The 20,246-nt window shown below is 44.1% G+C and carries 16 protein-coding genes and 1 pseudogene; 9 read left to right on the forward strand and 8 right to left on the reverse strand.

All coding sequences use genetic code 11. From position 1 onward, the window contains the following. Window positions 1-61: 61 nt before the first annotated feature. A complete protein-coding gene (locus tag AB6E52_RS12790; protein ID WP_102319708.1) occupies window positions 62-1,870 on the reverse strand; it encodes an HD domain-containing phosphohydrolase in 1,809 nt (602 codons plus the stop codon). A 60-nt stretch (window positions 1,871-1,930) separates the two neighbouring features. Next, window positions 1,931-2,425 carry a hypothetical protein gene (locus tag AB6E52_RS12795; RefSeq protein WP_017064644.1) on the reverse strand — a complete coding sequence of 165 codons (495 nt, stop codon included), beginning with the start codon at window positions 2,423-2,425 and terminating at the stop codon, window positions 1,931-1,933. A 248-nt stretch (window positions 2,426-2,673) separates the two neighbouring features. Between AB6E52_RS12795 and AB6E52_RS12800 the strand changes: the two genes are divergently transcribed. The 4 genes from AB6E52_RS12800 (at window position 2,674) to AB6E52_RS12815 (ending at window position 8,773) form a co-directional block, all read left to right on the forward strand. After that, window positions 2,674-3,153: a CreA family protein gene (locus tag AB6E52_RS12800; RefSeq protein ID WP_017064645.1), complete on the forward strand. Its 480-nt coding sequence runs from the start codon at window positions 2,674-2,676 to the stop codon at window positions 3,151-3,153. Between the two features lie 129 nt (window positions 3,154-3,282). After that, window positions 3,283-4,587 carry an inosine/guanosine kinase gene (locus tag AB6E52_RS12805; RefSeq protein ID WP_017069885.1) on the forward strand — a complete coding sequence of 435 codons (1,305 nt, stop codon included), beginning with the start codon at window positions 3,283-3,285 and terminating at the stop codon, window positions 4,585-4,587. A gap of 295 nt (window positions 4,588-4,882) precedes the next feature. Continuing rightward, the gene (locus AB6E52_RS12810) at window positions 4,883-6,631 is read left to right on the forward strand and encodes a formate--tetrahydrofolate ligase (protein WP_102319707.1); all 1,749 of its coding nucleotides are present in this window, start codon (window positions 4,883-4,885) and stop codon (window positions 6,629-6,631) included. 237 nt (window positions 6,632-6,868) lie between these two features. Beyond that, complete coding sequence (locus AB6E52_RS12815; RefSeq protein WP_065584255.1) at window positions 6,869-8,773, forward strand: diguanylate cyclase; 1,905 nt, start codon at window positions 6,869-6,871, stop codon at window positions 8,771-8,773. A 63-nt stretch (window positions 8,774-8,836) separates the two neighbouring features. On the opposite strand, the gene AB6E52_RS12820 is transcribed toward AB6E52_RS12815, so the two are convergent. Further along, the gene (locus AB6E52_RS12820; RefSeq protein ID WP_017069882.1) at window positions 8,837-9,442 is read right to left on the reverse strand and encodes a beta-phosphoglucomutase family hydrolase; all 606 of its coding nucleotides are present in this window, start codon (window positions 9,440-9,442) and stop codon (window positions 8,837-8,839) included. 87 nt (window positions 9,443-9,529) lie between these two features. Between AB6E52_RS12820 and arfB the strand changes: the two genes are divergently transcribed. Further along, a complete protein-coding gene (gene arfB / locus AB6E52_RS12825) occupies window positions 9,530-9,940 on the forward strand; it encodes an alternative ribosome rescue aminoacyl-tRNA hydrolase ArfB (protein WP_017059842.1) in 411 nt (136 codons plus the stop codon). A gap of 93 nt (window positions 9,941-10,033) precedes the next feature. On the opposite strand, the gene AB6E52_RS12830 is transcribed toward arfB, so the two are convergent. Continuing rightward, window positions 10,034-10,351: a helix-turn-helix transcriptional regulator gene (locus AB6E52_RS12830; RefSeq protein ID WP_102319706.1), complete on the reverse strand. Its 318-nt coding sequence runs from the start codon at window positions 10,349-10,351 to the stop codon at window positions 10,034-10,036. Window positions 10,352-10,551: 200 nt separating this feature from the next. Here AB6E52_RS12830 and AB6E52_RS12835 point away from each other — a divergent pair, with 200 nt between their 5' ends. Further along, window positions 10,552-10,878, forward strand: a complete 327-nt coding sequence (locus AB6E52_RS12835) for a hypothetical protein (RefSeq protein ID WP_102319705.1) — start codon at window positions 10,552-10,554, stop codon at window positions 10,876-10,878. Window positions 10,879-10,978: 100 nt separating this feature from the next. Here the strand turns inward: AB6E52_RS12835 and AB6E52_RS12840 are convergent, their stop codons facing one another. The 3 genes from AB6E52_RS12840 to AB6E52_RS12850 all read right to left on the reverse strand — a co-directional run bounded on the left by AB6E52_RS12840 (window position 10,979) and on the right by AB6E52_RS12850 (window position 14,524). Continuing rightward, window positions 10,979-12,040: a trypsin-like serine protease gene (locus AB6E52_RS12840; protein WP_102319704.1), complete on the reverse strand. Its 1,062-nt coding sequence runs from the start codon at window positions 12,038-12,040 to the stop codon at window positions 10,979-10,981. Window positions 12,041-12,319: 279 nt separating this feature from the next. Further along, window positions 12,320-13,453: a glycine cleavage system aminomethyltransferase GcvT gene (gene gcvT, locus AB6E52_RS12845; RefSeq protein ID WP_102319703.1), complete on the reverse strand. Its 1,134-nt coding sequence runs from the start codon at window positions 13,451-13,453 to the stop codon at window positions 12,320-12,322. Between the two features lie 447 nt (window positions 13,454-13,900). Further along, the gene (locus AB6E52_RS12850; RefSeq protein WP_017059847.1) at window positions 13,901-14,524 is read right to left on the reverse strand and encodes a helix-turn-helix domain-containing protein; all 624 of its coding nucleotides are present in this window, start codon (window positions 14,522-14,524) and stop codon (window positions 13,901-13,903) included. A 440-nt stretch (window positions 14,525-14,964) separates the two neighbouring features. Here AB6E52_RS12850 and AB6E52_RS12855 point away from each other — a divergent pair, with 440 nt between their 5' ends. The 3 genes from AB6E52_RS12855 (at window position 14,965) to gcvP (ending at window position 19,659) form a co-directional block, all read left to right on the forward strand. Next, window positions 14,965-16,257 (forward strand): serine hydroxymethyltransferase, encoded by a 1,293-nt coding sequence (locus tag AB6E52_RS12855; protein ID WP_102319702.1) that lies wholly within the window; start codon window positions 14,965-14,967, stop codon window positions 16,255-16,257. A gap of 51 nt (window positions 16,258-16,308) precedes the next feature. Continuing rightward, the gene (gene gcvH, locus AB6E52_RS12860) at window positions 16,309-16,689 is read left to right on the forward strand and encodes a glycine cleavage system protein GcvH (RefSeq protein WP_008216962.1); all 381 of its coding nucleotides are present in this window, start codon (window positions 16,309-16,311) and stop codon (window positions 16,687-16,689) included. Window positions 16,690-16,779: 90 nt separating this feature from the next. Then, window positions 16,780-19,659 (forward strand): aminomethyl-transferring glycine dehydrogenase, encoded by a 2,880-nt coding sequence (gene gcvP, locus AB6E52_RS12865; protein ID WP_102319701.1) that lies wholly within the window; start codon window positions 16,780-16,782, stop codon window positions 19,657-19,659. Between the two features lie 243 nt (window positions 19,660-19,902). Here gcvP and AB6E52_RS12870 read toward each other — a convergent pair. After that, window positions 19,903-20,246: pseudogene (locus AB6E52_RS12870) on the reverse strand (transposase); the annotation flags it as partial.

The raw sequence follows: 20,246 nt of genomic DNA on the forward strand, positions 1-20,246 counted from the left end.
CCGGATCGTGGTGAATAGATAAAGAAGCCAAGACGTATAGGCCACTCAGATAAAGCAACGGTTAGCTAACAACCGACTCTTCTAAGACCTTAGCTTCAAACGAAGGTGAAGACGCATATTCTATAGTTCCAGTATCGGGATACGAATCTCGGATAGCGACAAACTCGGGTAAGTGTTTCAGTAGCAATTTAGTCAGCTGAGGATCAAACTGGTAGCCACACTCTCGCTCGAACAAATCGACCACCATCTCTAACGGCCACGGTTCTTTGTAGCAACGTGCACTAAGCAGCGCATCAAACACATCGGCTACGGCAGTGATACGAGCAAACAGGTGTATTTCATCACCCACTTTTCCATTCGGGTATCCAGCACCATCCCAACGCTCGTGATGTTCGTTAGCAATGATTGCCGCGAGGTTGGTAATATCACCCGCTCCGCTCTTTAGTAAGTTATAGCCAGCCGTAGTATGAAGCTTCATCACCTCCCACTCTTGGTCGGTTAATTTCCCAGGTTTATCCAAGATTGATTCAGGGACTGAAATCTTACCCACATCGTGCATTGGGCTGATGATCTCAATCATCTCGACCTCGCGATGGCTCAAGCCACGATACTTAGCAAGCAGTGCAGACAACTTGGCTACACGCTTAACATGATTACCAGTTTCGCCAGAGCGGGTTTCAATTGCCTCTCCGAGAACATGAATCATATCCTTTTGGATATTCAAGGTCTGTTTCTGAAGCTTTAAGATTCGTTTGTTCTTATTCGCCAACTCTTTCTTTTGGCGCAGAGTGACAAATTGCATCAAGATGATCAGGCTCAAACCCGCAATCACCATCGACAGCCCCAATAACAACTGGAAGTTTTTGCGAATAAAGGATGAAGGCTCGTTAATGAAAACCGCTTCGTCAGGTAACGCGTTTCCACTAATCCCGTATCTCTTCATTGCAGGGTAATTGAATACAAAACGTTTGTTGTCTCCGGGAGTTAACGGTGTAGTAAAACCAAGTGGAAGGTATTTATCCAACGCATCGACGGCCTGTTCACCCATGCTTTGTGAGTGATTAACGTAACCACCGAGTACATCACCCGAAATATAGAACTGCCATAAAGCAAACACCGGAGCAGCACTCGCTTTTGACAACGTATCCGCAATCTCTTGGTAAGTGTGATAAACCCCTTGCTTTAACTCGGTGTTGTAATGACTGAGCAATACCGCATCGTCCGCAGAGATCCCTTCCAAAAATTGGCTCGTATGCTCCAGCGACAAGTCGCGAATTTCTACGAGATTGATATTTGAAAATTCAGCCATCATTTTGTTCATTTCTTTATGAATCAATTCAGACGTGACACTGTAATCATTTACAAAATAGAGATTCTTTAGATTAGGTCTTAATTTGGAGATCAGCTTAATATTAACGTCTATCTGATCGTTCTCGTAAAGCACAGTTGCTCTGTCAGACACCGCGTACATGTCGGTGCTGAAATCATTGATGCCGGCTGCAACGACAGGTGTGGAGCGATCAATCAAATTAGGCAGAGATTCAAGAAAATTGGCTGCGTTATCGTCCGTCGCAATTACGCCATCAAATTTATAACCTGCATACTTCGCACGTAAGTAGTTCGCGAGAGAGTCGTAATACTCTGGGCTGTGGACACGCTTTGAATCCAAATACTCTATTGAGAGTTTAACTTCGGTTTGAGACTGACTGAACGCACTGTCTATCCCTTTTTGGAAGTCAGCAGTCCATTGATAAGAAGGTTCGTATGAGTGTAAAACTAGGATGCGTTTTATATCCCAGTAGTTAGCAAAGCTGAGTGAAGAATAAGCGCTAACACACAATACAGCGATTGATATCAATAGCTTGTACATACAATACCTTTTAAATAAGACGGGGTATTGTACTTAGATTAACGCTTTGTCAAAGAATCTTTAGTTCTCGATCCACACTTTATCGCAAGAAGCATGATCTTGTGCCCAAAAATCGTGTAACTGCTTAGCAAAGTTGTTGATACTTTGACCATTTTCAGCAACGACATCCGAGATCAATAGGGAACCATCCGCTTCTGTGACGATAGCGCTCGCCACAACTTCACCGTTTTGAGTACCAATATATAATACATGATCGTCAGAAAGCATAATTTGGCTCAAGAACTCAAGCATGTGTGCCCTTTCGATTTCATCTTGGTAAACGCTTGCTTGGTTGAGTGAAAATAGCACGGTCAATTTATGGAAATCGACTTTATGCAGTTCATCAATTTGGGAAGGAGTTTGATCTTGTGCTAGGAGTTGGTATGTCTTGGATGGAAGTTTGCTTTGATAAAGTTCACGGCCGAGGAGGCTCTCTTTTGCGGGGTAAGCAATATCGAGCTGACTAAATAGCCATTGGTTTTTCTTGTGTGCAATTTCAGGTATTTCGTTATTCATTCTTTTAGTACCTACGGTTAGTATCCCCAAATATCGCAGTTATTTGGAAGACATACGGTCGGCTGAGGTGCCGAGCTACAAGCAGAGAGCATACAGAGCATGACCAAGGCCAACAAGTACTTTAAATGCTTCATATTTTTCATTATCCAACAACATCCTTTAAGAACTTAACGAAAAGCTCTACACTCGTATCCAAGCTTTCAATATCCTTATAGTAAACAGAACTATATAAATAAAAAGGACTTCTTATGAAAAAAGCCTTAATAGCAGCAGGTATCGTGACAATGTTAGCTGGCTGTTCGGACAACGAGGTTGGCGACGTCTCACTGGGTTTCTTCACAATGAAGGATATCAAGATGTCTTCATTAGATGACGATAAGATCGCGGGTGTTACCTGTCATATCGCATCAATCGAAGCAAACCTTAGCCTTTCTGATCCAAGTGATAGCTCTATCTCTTGTCGTCAAACAGGTGAAATTACACCAGAAATGATTGCTCAAATAGACAAGAGTAAGTCTGGCGAAGTGGTATTCAAGCAATCGAAAAGTATCTTCTTTAAAACAATGAAGGTTCGTCGTATCTACGATGCAGAGAATCAGTCGCTGCTCTACTTGTCTTACACCACCAAAGAAACAGAAGGTAGCTTCAAACACAGCCTTTCAACTGTTCCACTATGGGGTACAGAGGCTTACGTTGATCCAGCGACGTTAGTACAGCCAACCGAGTAGTTTCAAACATATAGTTAGTTGAATCACCTGTACAGACATTGTGCAGGTGATTCAAAATGTAATAAAAATGAAAGAAACAGAAACAAAATGTGATATCATGCGGCAAAATTTTTTCACTGTATTTTTCATATGAAGTTTCCTGGACAGCGTAAATCTAAGCACTACTTTCCAACTCACGCACGTGATCCGTTGGTCAACCAAATTCAACAAACGCCTAAGCTTCACCGCGCAACGATTGTGGGTGTTGGCCAAACGATTGTTGATATCGAAGCCCGTGTTGACAACGAGTTCCTAGAAAAATACGAGCTGAGTAAAGGTCACTCACTGGTATTGGAAGAAAGTAAAGCAGATGCGCTGTATGAAGAGTTAGTTGAGCGCGGTTTGATCACGCATCAATATCCTGGCGATACTATCGGCAACACACTGCACAACTATTCCGTACTTGCGGACAGCAAATCTGTCCTGCTTGGCGTAATGTCTAAGAAGATTGAAGTTGGCTCATTTGGTTATCGTTACCTTTGCCGCACTTCTTCTCGTATGAATCTAAACCACCTTCAAACTGTTGATGGTCCAATTGGTCGTTGTTACACGCTGATTTCTGAAGATGGCGAACGTACGTTTGCAATCAACGAAGGCCACATGAACCAACTTCTTCCAGAAAGCATTCCTGAAAAAGTCTTCGAGAAAGCTTCTGCATTGGTTGTGTCGTCATACCTAATGCGTGGCAAACCTGAAGATCCGATGCCAAAAGCGGTACAAAAAGCGATTGAATACGCGAAAGCGCACAATGTGCCTGTTGTACTAACACTTGGTACTAAGTATGTGATCGAAGGCAACGCTGAATGGTGGCAAGAATACCTGAAAGAAAACGTAACCATCGTCGCGATGAACGAAGATGAAGGTGAAGCGCTAACGGGTGAAAAAGATCCTCTATTGGCTGCTAACAAGGCACTTGAGTGGGTTGACCTAGTTCTATGTACTGCAGGTCCTATTGGTCTATACATGGCAGGTTACACTGACGAACCAGCGAAACGCGAAACCACACTGCCATTGTTACCGGGTAACATCCCTGAGTTCAATAAATACGAATTCAGCCGTGCGATGCGTAAGCAAGACTGTAAAGACCCAGTAAAAGTGTACTCTCACATTGGCCCTTACCTAGGTGGCCCACTTGAGATTAAGAATACCAATGGCGCTGGCGATGGTGCACTTTCAGCACTACTTCACGACATGGCAGCAAATAGCTACCACCACGTGAATGTACCAAACTCAGAGAAACACGAGCACACTTGTCTAACTTACTCTTCACTGTCTCAAATTTGTAAATACGCAAACCGTGTAAGCTACGAAGTGTTGACTCAGCACTCTCCTCGCCTTTCTCGTGCATTACCTGAACGCGAAGATAGCTTAGAAGAAACATACTGGGATCGTTAATCGACCATATTAGGCAGTTACCTCTTAAAGGTTAACGCCAAGTGAGATTACCCATTCCTTGAAGGGCTGCTATATGCAGCCCTTTTTGTATTCAACACCAATATAACGGCAGCTGAAGTTAATCATATCGAATATTTTGCTCGTTTAAGATTTGATCTCGCGCAATGACTCTTTAGATCTGTTATCTTCCAGCACATAATTCGTGTGGTTTGCCTTTACTTGGCAAATTTATACAGTACTATCGCCACGCAAACGTTTACGTACCACCTTTTCGGTTCTGATATAAGGATCAAATATGCTGTCTGATATTGATATTTGTCGCTCTACTCCCCTTAAAAACATCAGTGAGGTTGCCAAGCAAGCTGGCCTGCACCACAACGAACATCAGCCATTAGGGCAATTCAAATCAAAAGTGTCTCTCACATCACTTGAACGCCTCGCCAACCAACAAGATGGTAAATTAGTCGTAGTCACGGCGATCACACCGACACCTCTTGGTGAAGGCAAAACCGTCACTACTATCGGATTGGCACAAGGCCTCGCAAAGATTAACCAATCGGCCATGGCCTGCATTCGCCAGCCTTCAATGGGTCCGATATTTGGCGTAAAAGGCGGTGCTGCGGGTGGTGGTTACTCTCAAGTAGCCCCTATGGAACAATTAAACCTGCATCTGACAGGCGATATTCATGCTGTTACGGCCGCTCACAACCTCGCCTCTGCCGCCATTGACGCACGTTTGTATCATGAGCAGCGTGAAGGGTTAGAAGCCTTTGAAGCGCGCTCAGGCTTAAAAGCACTGGATATCGACCCAAGCAGAATCGTTTGGCGACGTGTACTTGACCACAATGATCGCGCATTACGCATGATCACGGTTGGCAAAAACGAAGCAGATAAAACAATTAACGGCTTTGAACGCGAAGATGGATTTGATATCTCAGCCGCTTCAGAGCTAATGGCCATTCTTGCTCTAGCCAATAACCTTCAAGATTTGAGAAAGCGTATCGGACGAGTGGTACTTGCTTACAACAAACAAGGCTTGCCGCTAATCGCAGATGACTTCAACGTTGCAGGCGCAATGACCGTAACCATGAAGGATTCTATTGAACCAACATTGATGCAAACCCTTGAAGGCGTCCCTACCCTAATTCACGCCGGGCCTTTCGCGAACATCGCACATGGTAACTCTTCAATTATTGCCGATAAGATAGCGTTAAAACTGAGTGACTTTGTTGTGACCGAAGGTGGTTTTGGCTCAGACATGGGTTTTGAGAAAGCATGCAACATAAAAGCGAAAGCGTCGAACAAAAAGCCCGATTGCGCTGTGGTTGTTGCAACATTACGTGGATTAAAGGCCAACTCTGGTTTATACGATTTGAGACCGGGCACTCCATTACCAGATTCAATTTTTAATGATGACCAAGACGCGCTAATTGCAGGCTTTGAGAACCTAAAATGGCACATCAACAACGTTAAGCAATACCAAGTGCCTACAGTTGTTGCGATTAACCGATTCCCACAAGACTCAGCGCAAGAGCTCGATGCTTTGAAGCAGATGATCACCGACTTCGATCCAAGCGTTAGCGTTGAAGTAAGCGAAGCATTTGGTCAAGGTGGCGAAGGGGCAACTCAACTGGCTCACGCTGTAGTAAAAGCTTGCCAAAAACAGAGTGAATTTAAGCCTTTGTATCACTCAGAGCAAAGCCTAGAAGAAAAGCTGATGGCAGTTGCTGAAGTTGGCTATGGCGCGGCAAGTATTTCGCTATCTCCACTGGCTAAAAAACAGCTGGCTGAATTCAAACTTCATGGCTATAGCGACCTATCGGTTTGTTTGGCAAAAACACCACTATCAATCTCGACAGAAGCACACATTAAAGGTGCACCAACCCAATTTGACGTGCCTGTTAGAGAACTAAAATTGTGTGCTGGTGCTGGCTTTATTTACGCGTTGTGCGGCAATCTGATGACCATGCCAGGCTTGCCTGACAAACCGGCATTCATGTCGTTAGATATTGATAGTAATGGAAATATCGTTGGCCTAAGCTAGCTGCCCTTAGTTAGATAATCGGCAATTAATCGCGATTAATTTAGCTTAGGTTTCGGAGCAGTGTTCTATATTGAGTAATCATTTACTAACGAAGTGATTGCTCAACAATCAAGCTTAAATGCAAAAAGTTGCACTTAAATCGTAGTTATATGCGAATCTTGTCTTAACTTCTCGGTCAAGATCACATTAAAAACCCTATAAAATATATAGTATTGCGCTGATTCTTTGAGGACAGTGATGAATACAAGTATAAAAAAACTAGTCAGCCAATTTCTATGTACCATCTTTGCCCTAGGACTAGTCCCTGCCCTCTACATCAATTCTGAACTTGACAGAATTGATGCTCAGCACACTCTAAATATTAAGCAGTCTAGCCAAAATCAAATCGAATACAGCTTTCATGAACTCGCTGTTATTGTTGAGCAAATCTCTAACTCTGTTCCTTCAATCGCCGACTCTCAAACACTACTCCGAGCGATTCGAGAACCTTCTATTATCCATAAAGAAACCCTGCAAGATCTTTGGGTGATGTTAGCTCGTGGCCAAAAATACTATTCTCAGCTTCGTTACCTCGATCTAGCTGGCAACGAAGTGTTTCGCGTTAATTATAAAGACAATCAAGCAATCGTGGTTCCAGATAGTGAACTGCAGAACAAGTCTTCGCGTGATTACTATGAGGTACTACAGCAATTAAAGATTGGTGAGATTAGCTCTCGCGGTATTGATCTTGAAGTCGAAAACGGAGAGATCGTTCGCCCTTTGATTCCAGCACTACGCATTATGACGCCAGTCGCTGAAAACAACCGCATTATTGGTTACTTCATCGCAAACCTGAACATGCTTGAGATTTATAAGCGCCTTCACTATCAAATTGGTGCATCTTCTGCTGTTCCTATTATTCTCAACAAAACCGGACACATAATCATGGGGCCGGATCCTACGGAATCTTTCGGACATGTAATTGAATCACGTTCAGAGCAGACTTACGCAAAGTTATACCCTGAGCTTTGGACTGCGATTCAAGACAAGACATCTTCGAGCTATTTCGATGGTGAGAACTGGTATTTTCATTCCGACATCAGCCCTAAAATCAAACAGTTTGAAGGCCCTATTTACATGGTTCTTCACATTGAAAATCAGCAGTTCAGCAGTCAATACCGACAAGAAAAACAAGCGATCGTCGTTCAGATCATCACCTTGTCTTTCTTGATTTCGATGATCTCCGCTGGCTTCGTATTGTGGAACAGCAACCACAAGAAGAACAGTATCGAGAGCCAACTTGCTAAGGCCGCAATGAATGGCATGTCTGCCTTGGTGATTACCGACAGAAACAACCGAATCATCAAAGTAAACCAAGAGTTCACCCGTGTGAGTGGCTACGAGTTAGAAGACGTAAAAGGCCGCCAACCGTCCATGTTTGCCTCTGGTCGCTACAACGAAGAGTTCTACATCAAGATGTGGAGCATCATCAAAGAGAAAGGCATGTGGGAAGGCGAAGTGGTTAATCGTCGTAAAGACGGGTCTTTGATCACGGAAATATTGCGAATCCAAACCATTAAAGACTCGAAAGACGTGATTCAGTTTTATGTCGCTTCATTTGTGGATATAAGTAAACACAAAGAGCTAGAAAACAAACTGAGAAACCTGAGTGAAAAAGATGCCTTAGCTGGGTGTTGGAACCGCCGTAAATTCGATCTTGAGCTGCGAGATGAGTGCTCTCGTGTTAATCGTTACCCTACTCGCGAACAGTCTTGTTTAGCGATTTTGGACATAGACCACTTCAAACGCATCAACGACAGATTTGGTCACGATTATGGAGATCGCGTCATTCAAACCGTTGCTCAAGTATTACAACGAGAGTGCCGAGAAACTGATTTTGTGGCTCGTATTGGTGGCGAAGAGTTTGGCGTTATTCTGCCTCATACCACAACAGAAGAAGCTGAGTATGTACTTAACAGATTGAGAATCGCAGTCAGTATTGAGCTCGATAACGTGGTGACGGTCAGTGGTGGAATTACCAACCTGACCAACGACCCTGCTCTTAACTACAAGTGCGCCGATTTAGCACTTTATGAAGCCAAAGCAGCAGGTCGAAACAGTGTGTGCCTGTTCCTAGACAGCGAAATGAGCGAAATCGCCTAACAGAAAATCAGTATTGTTCCGCTAGGCTATTAGTTTGGCGGTTTAACAACCCAATCCTTGCAATCAGCTTGGTGCAGGATAGAACTCTAGTTTGTTCCCCTCTACCACTAGAATACAATCCATGTTCGCAGCATGAGCAGCCTGCTTACCTAGGTTCGTATCTTCAAACACAACACACTGCTTTGGCTGCAAACCCATACCAAAACACGCATCTAAGAAAGTATCCGGATTTGGTTTGTGATTCTTAACGTCTGTTGCTGTCACGAGAATATCGAGCTTACTCAAGATCTCTGTCTTATCCAGTAACTGTTCGGCACTTTTACGTTGACTGCCCGTTCCGACTGCAATCTTCTTGTTACCCAGATGCTCTAACAACAGAGAGTGAGTACAAGGGATAACGTCTCCTTTGTCTTCGATAGCCGCAAACGACGCCATTTTAAACGTAGAAACCGCTTGTGGGTCGAGCGATAAACCGTATTTGCTGTTCACCTCACCGGCTATCTTATAACTCGGCATGCCACCTAAGCTATGCAGCCAAGACGCTTCAAAATGAAAGCCAAACTCTTCAGCCGTTCGCTCCCACGCCTTTACATGTGCAGGCATTGTATCGATCAACGTACCGTCCATATCAAAGATTAATCCTTCATATGCCGTTAAATCTATTTTCATCACTACTACCACTCTTAAATAAAGTTACTGATACCATAACCAATATTCAGTATCATGGCGCCATATTACCGTTCAAAATGGATGTTTATGTTACAAATATCTAACTCTGTTTCGATTCAAGACTGGGAACTCCAGTTAACAGCGATCAGAGCACAAGGAGCCGGCGGTCAGAACGTCAATAAAGTATCGAGCGCGATACATTTACGTTTTGATATCAAGCACTCTACCCTACCTGACTTCTATAAAGAAAAGCTCCTCGCACACAAAGATAGCCGCATCACCAAAGACGGTGTGATTATCATTAAAGCGCAACAGTATAGAACTCAGGAACAAAACCGAGATGATGCTTTAGTGCGCTTGAAAGAATTGATCTTGGAAGCGACAAAGGTTCAAAAAGTAAGACGAGCAACTAAGCCGACGCGTGGCTCTCAGAAAAGACGTTTAGAAAGCAAAAAACAAAGAAGCACCACCAAACAGCTGCGTGGAAGAGTGAGCTGATGGCTTCATGCCCTCAGAGAACACATTACCCTAGAAGTATCTGTCAATTTGACTAACGAATCGATCTATTACGCTGTTTATTTGAAAGAAAGACTACTGCTTCTTTTTGACCGACAAAATCAGCTTGATAAACAACAGGCGCTCTTCGCTGGTCAGCAGACGACTGACCGCAGCTACATCTTCCGCTGTTACTTGTGATGCGCCAACAATATCAAGCACCACATCCAAATCCGTCACTTTTAAGGTTCTAGTGATTGAACGATACTGAGACATCTTGATGTCCGCCTCTCCGCGTTCAATCCTTTGATAGGTTTTTAAGCTCATTCCTGCACTCGAGGCTAACTTTTCTTGAGACAAGTTGGCTTGTTTCCTACGCTCAATCAGCGCCAATATTATGGGTTCTTGTGACATAAGCTCATCCTCAAAAGACAGTTATGTCCTAAATTCAGCAAGAAGCAGACCATATTGACTTGTGATGGTTTACATAAGCCATCAAAGGCATATTATTCGCTTGATAAAACCGTTACGTTTCATAAACCTTCACACTGATATCAGTTGTGAACGTACAGGCTAGGTAACTTGAGTATTCAAGTGTTGGGAAATAATAAAAATTGCATATTGCGAATAAGAAAGACGTCAAATTGGAAATTGCGAATCGCTATACATTGGCATTACCTTGCATTAGTCACGCATTAGAATCAGACAATCCCCGCCCAGAAATTATTGCAATACAACATAAGCTACTCACGTACAAAGAGGTGTTGCTGCACGGGAACATGTTGGAAGGTAAGGAATTAAAGCAAGCTTTTTCTGCATTGAACGAAAATGAAAAAGGTGTGGCTCAAGGTGGGATTAAAAGCATCAATGCTGCGATAAAAGAGATGGATGAGATTCTAGAAAGATACAGCCGTAAAGCGGTTATCGAGCTGAGTAACTAGTTCTACAAGCAACTAACCAACTGCACACCTGCAAAAGTAAAAAATAAAAAGTCGACGCTATCTTTAAATAAAGCGTCGACTTGTTCAAAACATTGAAGATCTAACGTTTAACTGCTTTTCTAACACCAGCAATCAACATCAGCATCCCTAGCAAACCAAATGAAATACCTCCGCCACTGCTACCAGAGCCAGTTGACGCACTTGTCCCAGCAACAGCAACTCGTTTTGCCTCTGTCGCGGTAAACTGGACAGTTTCCGTGCTATCATTTACCCCTTTAGTTACATCCGTAATCCAATCTTTATAATCATATACCTCTGTAAATACAGATGTTACGCCGATGTCATCACCGCAAGTAGTCGGCCCAAAACTCGTTATACCGACCTGTTCATATGTAGAGCCATTTTTCCAAAACACCGGACCACCAGAATCGCCTTGGCATGTACCCCCGTATAAGCCATTATTCGGTCCGTTACCGTTGAAACAAATTTGTTTATCAGTGACTAACGGACCGAAAACAGCTTTACAATTAAGAGTATCAACATATGTCAGGTCAACTTGTTGTAGCAATGTCGTACCATCAACATCAGTCTCGATGTCACCATGGCCAACTGCAACGAAATCATTCGCAGCATTAAGGTATGTATCAAATTGAGGGATAACAGTTTCAGCTGAGGATTGAAGGTTAAGAGAAGCTTCTAACTTTAAAATCGCAATATCATTTCTTAATAGTTGATTGATACTGTTTGAATAATCCGTTCGATAATACACCTCAGATACTCGTACTTTCTGGATGCTACCGTTAGGGAATAGAGAAGTATCTTCCAATTGAGGAACAACTACCGTGAAAAGTTGAGCATTCTCATCACCATAAATACAGTGTGCAGCAGTCAGTACATGATAGTTATCTAAAATTGTTGCACCACAGTAAGGGCCTGTTGAGTAAACACCGTCATAATCAATACGATCGATGAACAAGCTGGCCATTGAAGGGAAATCGCTAACTGATGCATCGCTGCCATTAACAATATAAGGTGTCACAGTCGCGTCAGGAGAAACTTCGACCGAGTTTTCTGTCGCCATAACACTTGATGTGTAAATCATTGGCGCTAAAAGCCCTAAAACGGCTTTACGAACCGGACTCATTGTATGGTTTACGTTCATAGTTAACTCCTTGTAACCCCTACTACTTATTTACAAAAATGATGAATCGTCACCATAACACGTCACAATCGTGATTATAGTAAGTATTTGTAACGATATCGCCACATATCTCATTTTATAAACGAATTTTAAGTAACCGTTGTTAGTGGGTAACGTTAAAAGCAATACGTTACCAAAGACATACGCTACCAAAATCAAAAAAGCCTACCGTTAGGCTTCCCAATAAAGAGAAGCAAACAATAGGCTTTCATTTAGCTTAGTGGTTTCTCTTAAAAGAGATTAGCCACGATAGTAACGCTGAGGTACGAATGGCATTTTTTCTACTGTCATTGGTAGCTTCTTGCCACGAACTTCAGCGAATACTTTAGTGCCAATAACCGCTAGGTCAGTACGAACGTAAGCCATAGAAACAGGCTTGCCCGCGTTAGGACCCGCAGTACCACTTGTTACAACGCCAATCTTGTTGTCTTCAGCATCGAACAGCTCAGCGCCTTCACGTACTGGTGCTTTAGTCTGACCAACAAGACCAACACGCTTGCGTTGAACGTCTTTAGTCGCGATTTGCTCAAGGATGATATCAGCGCCAGGGAAACCGCCTGCACGTTCACCGTCAGTACGACGCACTTTTTGGATACCCCATAAAAGGCTAGCTTCTACCGGCGTTGTTGTTGTATCTAGATCGTGACCGTACAGACATAGACCACACTCAAGACGAAGTGAGTCACGAGCACCAAGGCCAATCCACTCAACTTCAGCTTCTGAAGTTAACTTACGTGCTAGTGCTTCAGCGTGGTCGTTCGGTACTGAGATTTCGTAGCCATCTTCACCGGTATAACCACTGCGGCTTACGATGCACTCTACGCCGTCGATATCGACTTTTTGAACATCCATGAACAGCATGTCTGCAACGCTTGGTTGGAAACGAGCCAGAACTTCAGACGCTTTCGGACCTTGAAGTGCTAATAGAGCGCGGTCATCAATCACTTCCATTTTTACGTCTGCAGGAAGGTGAGCCGTTATGTGGTCGATATCTTGTGTTTTACACGCCGCGTTCACAACAACAAATAGGTGATCGCCAAGGTTAGCAACCATAAGATCATCCATGATGCCGCCCTGTTCATTAGTAAAGAAGGCGTAGCGCTGCTTACCAGAAGGCAGGTCGATAATATCTACTGGAACCAGAGATTCTAAAACAGCGGCTGCATTTTCACCGTGTAGACGCAGTTGCCCCATGTGAGAAACATCAAAAAGACCAGCAGCGTCACGAGTGTGCAAGTGCTCTTTCTTTACACCTAGTGGATACTGAACTGGCATGTCGTAGCCAGCAAAAGGAACCATTTTTGCGCCGACTTCAACGTGAAGTGCATGCAGAGGTGTTTTTAGTAAGTCTTGATTAGCGTGTTCTTGAGTCATTTTATTCTCCATGAAGCGTTGCAGGCTTTCCAAATCGAATCTGCCGCTTATATCTCTATTTAGAGTCGCCTCTAACGATATGGGTTAACGTTAGAAACAGTAGATAGTAAAAAGTGATGTCTTCTATATAGGCTTTTATTACTAGCGATATAAAAAGAGGCTTCTGTATAAAAGCTATACGACTCACTTTCTAAGAATTCACTTCAGTAAACTTCAATCAACATGAGTAAACCGTGTTCACTATAGTAAACAAGCCTGAGTCAGTTTTACACCCTTAACAAGATTAAAACAGCTCAAAATGTGATATTTAACAATTTAAAAACAACTTTCAGTCGCATACAAAAACGCGATATTGATGCTTTTCACACCAACATCGCGTCTTTTGGCAAACGTTAGAAACAAAAGCAAACGTTTGTATTCACTATAAGAAATTCTAACTTTGTTAACTTATTTTGCAGTCACCCACAAAATCAGTGCATCTTCTGTACTAGTAGAAATCAACATATGCCCCATGTTGGCGTCGTAATACATGCTGTCACCTTCGCTCATGGGTACCGGCTCATAGAATTCTGAGTAGAACATCACATCACCAGAGATCACCATCAAGAACTCCTCACCATCGTGGCGAACCCAATCGTTATACTCTTCAAAGGTGCGTGCTCTCACTCGGCTCTTGAACGGCATCATCTTCTTATTCGAAAGTTCTGTCGCGAGCAGTTCATGCTCGTAAGTCGGAGTTGGGTGAGGTTTGCCCTGACCTGCTTTAGTTAAGTCACGACGTCCTGTGGCAACCTTTTTTCTTGGTGGCTCAAAGAGTTGCGGCATATCAATTTGCAAACCCATAGCCAATTTCTGCATCGCTTGGAACGTCGGTGAGATTTGTTCGTTCTCGATTTTACTCAGCGTAGAGCGCGCCAAACCAGTACGTTGGCTCGCCTCTTCTAACGTAATGCCCAGCTTGCTGCGGATATCTTTAATACGCTGGCCGAGCCTAAGTGGTTCGATATTCTGATCTAACGTCTCTTTCGCCAACGTTAAAGATGGGTACTCATCATAAATGTCTTCTGACATAGGTCCCTCATTCATTTCTTACTTCCTGTCTATTGATTTCATTGTTGCATGAAGCGCTTTGTTGATTAAAGAGCACACAGAGAAATAAAGCGTGCTCCCTGTAGCAAAACGAGAAAATCTGTTTCCTATTGGAAATTTTTGTTGAAAATTGATTTTATCGGAGCTATGTTATCGACTTGTTAGATGAAGAGATGCTACTTCAGCTTGCAGCAAGTGATAGATTTAACATTTGTAAGAGCTGTTTTTTACCCGAAATTTTTGGGAACCAATTCGTGCTGCATTGACCCTACAACGATCGCTTTGACGCTATGGTCGTATAAATAAGAAGCAACGCACTATTTATACACCTATATAACGCAAACGATACCGATGCAGAAATCAACTTAAGACCTAATGGACTATAAAAATAATCACCATTAGCTTAATGAAAGGTCTCGACAATGAACGCTTACCAAAACCATAGCTTAGACAGTTTTTTCACTACGAACCTATCTGGTACTGACGACGCAGTATTTGCTGGCATCCAAGCAGAGAACACTCGTCAAAACGAACAAATCGAACTTATTGCTTCTGAGAACATCGTTTCTAAAGCAGTAATGCAAGCTCAAGGCACTTGCCTAACCAACAAATACGCAGAAGGCTACCCAGGCCGTCGTTACTACGGTGGTTGTGAGCACGTAGATACAGTTGAAGCTATCGCGATTGAACGCGCTAAACAGCTGTTCAAATGTGAATACGCGAACGTACAACCTCACTCAGGTGCTCAAGCGAACGGCGCAGTTAAACTTGCCCTACTTCAACCTGGCGACACTATCCTAGGTATGTCTCTTGACGCTGGTGGTCACCTTACGCACGGTGCACGCCCTGCGCTTTCAGGCAAATGGTTCAACGCCGTTCAATACGGCGTAGACCGCGACACACTTGAAATTGATTACGAAGCGGTTCGCGCTTTAGCTATCGAAAGCCAACCTAAAATGATTATTGCAGGTGGTAGTGCTATCCCACGCGTTATCGACTTCGCTAAATTCCGCGAAATCGCTGACGAAGTTGGCGCTATCCTTATGGTAGATATGGCACACATCGCGGGTCTTATCGCGACAGGTGCTCACCCTAGCCCACTACCACACGCACACGTTGTTACAACAACAACGCACAAAACACTTCGTGGCCCACGCGGCGGTATGATTCTGACGAACCACGAAGACATCAACAAAAAGATCAACTCTGCAGTGTTCCCTGGCCTACAAGGCGGCCCACTCATGCACGTTATCGCGGCTAAAGCAGTGGCGTTTGGCGAAGCACTTGGCCCAGAATTTAATACTTATATTGATTCAGTGATCGACAACGCAAAAGTTCTTGCTGAAGTGTTGCAAACTCGCGGTTGTGACATTGTGACTGGCGGAACAGACACGCACCTAATGCTGGTTGACCTTCGTCCTAAGGGCTTGAAAGGTAACGTAACTGAAGAGGCATTAGAGCGTGCAGGGATCACATGTAACAAAAATGGTATACCATTCGATTCAGAGAAGCCTATGATTACCTCTGGCATTCGTTTAGGTACGCCAGCTGGAACCAGTCGTGGTTTTGGCACTGAAGAATTCAAACTTATCGGTGAATGGATCGGCGATGTACTTGATGGCTTAGTTGAAAGCCCTGAAGGCAACGCTGAAGTTGAGCAACGTGTTCGCAAGCAAGTTAAAGAGCTTTGCAAGCGCTTCCCTCTTTACCGTTAGACCGTTTTTAAGATTTAAATTAAAACCTCATAAATTTTTGGAGAATAAGCAATGGACAATACACTTAAGTTTGCAGACAGCCACGAGTGGGTAAAAGACAACGGTGACGGTACTGTAACTATCGGTATTTCTGAGCACGCTCAAGAGATGCTAGGTGACGTTGTGTTTGTTGACCTGCCTGAAACTGAAGACGAAATTGAAGCTGGCGAAAGCTTCTCTCTAGTTGAGTCAGTTAAAGCTGCTTCTGATATCTACGCGCCAATCTCTGGTGAAATCGTAGAAATCAACGAAGAACTAGAAGATAGCCCAGAGCTAATCAACGAAGAACCTTATGAAGGTGGTTGGATTGTTAAAGTGAAGATGTCTGATGCGTCTGAACTAGACAACCTTAAAGATGCGGAAGAATACCTAAGCTCTATCGAAGAAGACTAATAGGTAACCTCATTACAATAAAGCTGCTCTTGTGAGCAGCTTAATTTTAGGGGCTAGCTCACGGCTCCAGAGAGAAAGTAGAACGATATCATGACTGAATTACTTCAAAGCCAATTACTGAAAGACTTGGGTACACAAAACGAGTTTGTTGCTCGTCATAACGGCCCAAATAAAGCAGACCAGCAAAAAATGCTTGAAGCGATCAACGCGACTAGCCTAGACGCACTGATCGACGAAACGGTTCCTGCACAAATCCGTCTTGAAAAACCAATGACGCTTGCTGCGCCACTGAGCGAAATGGACATGCTGACCTCTCTTAAAGAGATCGCTAATCTAAACCAAGTGAAACGTACTTTCATTGGCCAAGGCTACTACAACACATTCACTCCAAACGTTATTCTACGTAACGTTTTAGAGAACCCAGGCTGGTACACAGCTTACACACCATACCAACCAGAGATTTCTCAAGGTCGACTTGAGGCTCTACTAAATTACCAACAAATGGTAATGGACCTTACAGGTATGGAAATCGCGAACGCGTCTCTTCTTGATGAAGCGACAGCGGCTGGCGAAGCAATGACACTGTGTAAGCGTGCTGGTAAAAGCAAGAGCAAAGTATTCTTCGTTGCTGACGATGTTCACCCTCAAACACTAGAAGTTGTTAAAACTCGTGCTGAGTACATCGGTTTTGAAGTAATGGTTGGCGCTCTTGAAACACTTCCAGAGCAAGACGTATTTGGTGCGTTAGTTCAATACCCTGGCACAACAGGCGAAGTTCGTGATCTAACAGACATCATTGCGAAAGCTCAAGCTAACAAAACACTAGTTACAGTTGCTACTGACCTACTTGCTTCTGCTCTACTTAAGCCTGCGGGCGAAATGGGCGCAGACGTAGTTATCGGTTCAGCACAACGTTTCGGCGTTCCTATGGGGTACGGCGGTCCACACGCTGCATTCATGGGTACTCGTGAAAAGCATAAGCGTACAATGCCAGGTCGTGTAATCGGTGTTTCTATCGATACTCACGGTAACCAAGCGCTACGTATGGCAATGCAAACTCGTGAGCAACACATCCGCCGCGAGAAAGCGACATCGAACATCTGTACAGCTCAAGCACTTCTAGCAAACATGGCGTCTTTCTACGCGGTTTACCACGGTGCAGAAGGCCTACGTACTATCGCTCGTCGTACACACCACATGACAGCTATCCTAGCGGCTGGCCTGACTAAAGCGGGTTACGAGCTAACAAACAACAGCTTCTTCGATACCATCACAATCAACTCTGAAGAGAAGACAGATGCACTGTACGCGAAAGCACAAGCAGCAGACATCAACTTGCGCCTTCTTAAAGGTAAGATCGGTATCAGCTTAGATGAAACAACCACAGTCGACGACGTGAATGCCCTATTCGCTATCTTCGACGTAAAAGAAGACGTTCAAGCGCTATCTTCTGACATTGCATCAAATGAGTTTGCGGCAATTCCAGAAAACTGTCGTCGTGAATCAGAGTTCCTAACTCACCCAGTGTTCAACACGCACCACAGCGAAACGCAAATGATGCGTTACCTAAAACAGCTTGAGAACAAAGACTTCTCACTAACGCACGGCATGATCCCACTGGGCAGCTGTACGATGAAGCTGAACGCTGCTGCTGAGATGATTCCAGTAACATGGCCTGAGTTTGGTTCAATTCACCCATTCGCACCTCTAGAGCAAGCGGCGGGTTACACAGCACTAGCAAAAGATCTTAAAGAGAAGCTATGTGAAATCACCGGTTACGACGATTTCTCACTACAGCCTAACTCTGGAGCATCTGGCGAATACGCAGGTCTAATCGCGATTCAACGCTACCACACAAGCCGCGGTGAAGGTCACCGTAACGTTTGTCTGATTCCAAGCTCGGCGCACGGTACTAACCCTGCAACAGCATCAATGGTTTCTATGAAGGTAGTGGTTGTTAAGTGTGATGAAGATGGCAACATCGACATGACAGACCTAGCAGCGAAAATCGAGAAGCACAAAGAAAACCTATCAAGCATCATGATCACTTACCCTTCTACGCACGGCGTATACGAAGAGCAAGTGAAAGAAGTGTGTGAACAAGTACACGCAGCGGGCGGTCAGGTTTACCTAGACGGCGCGAACATGAACGCTCAAGTAGGTCTAACTTCACCTGGCTTCATCGGTTCCGACGTATCTCACTTGAACCTACACAAAACATTCTGTATCCCACACGGTGGTGGCGGTCCGGGTATGGGTCCTATCGGCGTTAAATCGCACCTAGCACCTTTCCTACCAGGTCACATCGAAAACGGTGTACAAGGTTCTGACTACGCGGTATCAGCAGCAGATCTAGGTAGTGCTTCAATTCTACCTATCTCTTGGGCTTACATCGCAATGATGGGCGAACCTGGCCTAACAGACGCAACGAAAGTAGCGATTCTGAACGCGAACTACGTGATGGAAAAACTACGTCCTCACTACCCTGTTCTTTACCGTGGCACTAACGGCCGCGTAGCGCACGAATGTATTATCGATATTCGTCCACTTAAAGAAGACACAGGTATCAGCGAAGAAGATATTGCTAAGCGTCTAATGGACTTCGGTTTCCACGCGCCGACTATGTCTTTCCCAGTAGCTGGCACACTAATGGTAGAGCCAACTGAATCAGAAGATTTAGAAGAGCTAGACCGTTTCTGTGAAGCGATGATCGCAATCCGTCACGAAATGGCAGCAGTAAAAGCGGGTGAATGGCCACTAGACAACAACCCTCTAGTGAACGCACCGCACACACAAGTTGACCTTTCAGGCGCTGAATGGGATCGCCCTTACTCTCGTGAACTTGGTTGCTTCCCATCGAAAGCAACGAAGAACTCGAAGTACTGGCCAACAGTTAACCGTGTAGACAACGTATACGGCGACCGTAATCTAATCTGTTCTTGCCCAAGCATCGATAACTACGAAGACTAATTCGTAGCGTTGTCACATCACAATAAAGTTTGTGACTAGATTAATTAAGTCTGTGACCGCAATTAAGTTTGTGACGTAAACCATATAGAAAAGCGAACCGAATGGTTCGCTTTTTTCGTCGTTGTATCGGTCTCTTTGGCCACCGCGTTCAATTATGGACTAAAAGTACAAAAGGCTTGTACATCCGTTAGCTTGTCTCATGAGTCTTAGGTAAACGCCCCATGAACCTACAGGGCGATATTACTAATGTTTGAAGTTCCAAGGCAGGAGTGCATCGATATCGGGCTCTGCTTTTGCTAGCTCTTTCATGCACTTGACCATATAGTCATAGAGGATAAGGCCGTTGGCTTTTGCAGTCTCGACGATACTGTAAAGCATCGCGCTCGCCTCAGCGCCATTTGGTGTGTTGGAGAATAGCCAATTTTTCCTGCCAATAACCAGCGGTTTAATTGCGCGTTCAGCGCGATTATTATCGATAGATAAGTGACCATCGTCGATATAACGAATGAGCTTAGGTCATTGCCCGAGCGTGTACTTTATTGCTTTGCCTAGTGGGCTAGAGCCTATCACCTTCTGGGTTGTCATCC

This window comes from Vibrio sp. 10N.247.311.13, from assembly GCF_041467595.1.
GTDB classification, from domain to species: domain Bacteria; phylum Pseudomonadota; class Gammaproteobacteria; order Enterobacterales; family Vibrionaceae; genus Vibrio; species Vibrio crassostreae_C.

Coding starts and splice junctions, on each gene's coding strand:
- gcvP (WP_102319701.1), top strand. CDS start 16,780: ATGACTGAATTACTTCAAAGCCAATTACTGAAAGACTTGGGTACACAA.
- AB6E52_RS12810 (WP_102319707.1), top strand. CDS start 4,883: ATGCTGTCTGATATTGATATTTGTCGCTCTACTCCCCTTAAAAACATC.
- AB6E52_RS12820 (WP_017069882.1), bottom strand. CDS start 9,442: ATGAAAATAGATTTAACGGCATATGAAGGATTAATCTTTGATATGGAC.
- AB6E52_RS12800 (WP_017064645.1), top strand. CDS start 2,674: ATGAAAAAAGCCTTAATAGCAGCAGGTATCGTGACAATGTTAGCTGGC.
- arfB (WP_017059842.1), top strand. CDS start 9,530: ATGTTACAAATATCTAACTCTGTTTCGATTCAAGACTGGGAACTCCAG.
- AB6E52_RS12840 (WP_102319704.1), bottom strand. CDS start 12,040: ATGAACGTAAACCATACAATGAGTCCGGTTCGTAAAGCCGTTTTAGGG.
- gcvH (WP_008216962.1), top strand. CDS start 16,309: ATGGACAATACACTTAAGTTTGCAGACAGCCACGAGTGGGTAAAAGAC.
- AB6E52_RS12790 (WP_102319708.1), bottom strand. CDS start 1,870: ATGTACAAGCTATTGATATCAATCGCTGTATTGTGTGTTAGCGCTTAT.
- AB6E52_RS12855 (WP_102319702.1), top strand. CDS start 14,965: ATGAACGCTTACCAAAACCATAGCTTAGACAGTTTTTTCACTACGAAC.
- gcvT (WP_102319703.1), bottom strand. CDS start 13,453: ATGACTCAAGAACACGCTAATCAAGACTTACTAAAAACACCTCTGCAT.
- AB6E52_RS12795 (WP_017064644.1), bottom strand. CDS start 2,425: ATGAATAACGAAATACCTGAAATTGCACACAAGAAAAACCAATGGCTA.
- AB6E52_RS12830 (WP_102319706.1), bottom strand. CDS start 10,351: ATGTCACAAGAACCCATAATATTGGCGCTGATTGAGCGTAGGAAACAA.
- AB6E52_RS12805 (WP_017069885.1), top strand. CDS start 3,283: ATGAAGTTTCCTGGACAGCGTAAATCTAAGCACTACTTTCCAACTCAC.
- AB6E52_RS12815 (WP_065584255.1), top strand. CDS start 6,869: ATGAATACAAGTATAAAAAAACTAGTCAGCCAATTTCTATGTACCATC.
- AB6E52_RS12850 (WP_017059847.1), bottom strand. CDS start 14,524: ATGTCAGAAGACATTTATGATGAGTACCCATCTTTAACGTTGGCGAAA.